General features: G+C 68.2%; 2 protein-coding genes. Both read right to left on the bottom strand.

Annotation, left to right across the window (positions count from 1 at the left end; genetic code table 11):
- Nucleotides 1–340 precede the first annotated feature (340 nt).
- A complete protein-coding gene (gene grpE / locus NGB36_RS33025) occupies nucleotides 341–832 on the bottom strand; it encodes a nucleotide exchange factor GrpE (protein WP_255924348.1) in 492 nt (163 codons plus the stop codon).
- On the bottom strand, nucleotides 829–1,015 hold a 187-nt coding region (locus NGB36_RS33020), incomplete at its 5' end, for a hypothetical protein (protein ID WP_255924347.1). The genes grpE and NGB36_RS33020, both read right to left, overlap by 4 nt.

The raw sequence follows: 1,015 nt of genomic DNA, 5'->3' as shown, positions 1-1,015 counted from the left end.
CCAGCCACACCCAAGATCATCCCACATCAAGATTACTTACGGGACAACCCTTAGGCACATGACACCTCTCGCCAAACGGGCGCCGGGATGGCGCCCTGATCTCGACCATGCGCGTGCAGTCTCCTACATCCGCCAGTCGAAACGGCGTGAAGACGACTCGCAGTCGTCCCCGATGGCCCAGCGCGAGCGCTGCGGGCGCTTGCCGAGTCCGTGCCCTTGGCTGAATGGTGGGCGGAGCACGGCAGCGAGTGAGAAGCGATATCGGTGCAGCGCTGGCCGGGGGTCGTCCACAAGCTTATGTGCGTAGCCTGACTTATTGATCTTGACTACGCTCATGGTCCTATCCTGCATGCTGCCGCGAGCGCGGACTGTCGAGGGCCGGCGGACCGGCGACCGCCACCTCGGCCGGGCGGAGGACGTGACCGCCGACCCGGTAGCCCGACCGCAGTACCGCCGTGCAGGTGGCCCGGCCGACCTCGTCCGAGCTGGTGTACGACAGCGCGTCATGGACCACGGGATCGAAGGGGTTGCCGGCCTTGCCGATGGACTCCAGCCCGAGCGCGCCCAGTTGTGCTTCCAGCTCCTCCGCGACGACGGCGAACCCGCCGCTGACCTCGCCGTGCTCCCGGGCCTGCTCGATCGCGTCCATGACCGGCAGGAGCCGGGCGAGCACATTGGCCACGGCGATCTCGCGGACGGCCAGCCGGTCACGATGCACCCGCTTGCGGTAGTTGTCGTATTCGGCCTTGACGCGTTGGAGATCCGCAGTCCGCTCCGCGAGCTGCGCGCGGAGCCTGCGTATCTCGGAGCGGGCGACTTCGTGCGAGGTCATCGGGTGCCTCCCTGGGACTTGTCGTCGTCGACGATCTCGGCGTCGACGACGTCCTCGCCGGCCTCCTCCTTCGCCTCGTGGGCGCCCGCGCCGTCGCCACCGGCCTGCGTCTGGGTCTGGGTCTGGGTCTGGGCGTACATCGCCTGGCCGAGCTTCTGGCTGGTCGCGGCCACCTTCTCGGTC

The sequence above is a fragment of the Streptomyces humicola genome, from assembly GCF_024436035.1.
In the GTDB taxonomy this organism is placed as follows: Bacteria; Actinomycetota; Actinomycetes; order Streptomycetales; family Streptomycetaceae; genus Streptantibioticus_B; species Streptantibioticus_B humicola.
The sequence above is the reverse complement of the archived record's forward strand: the minus strand, read 5'-3'. Positions and strand labels throughout refer to the sequence as shown.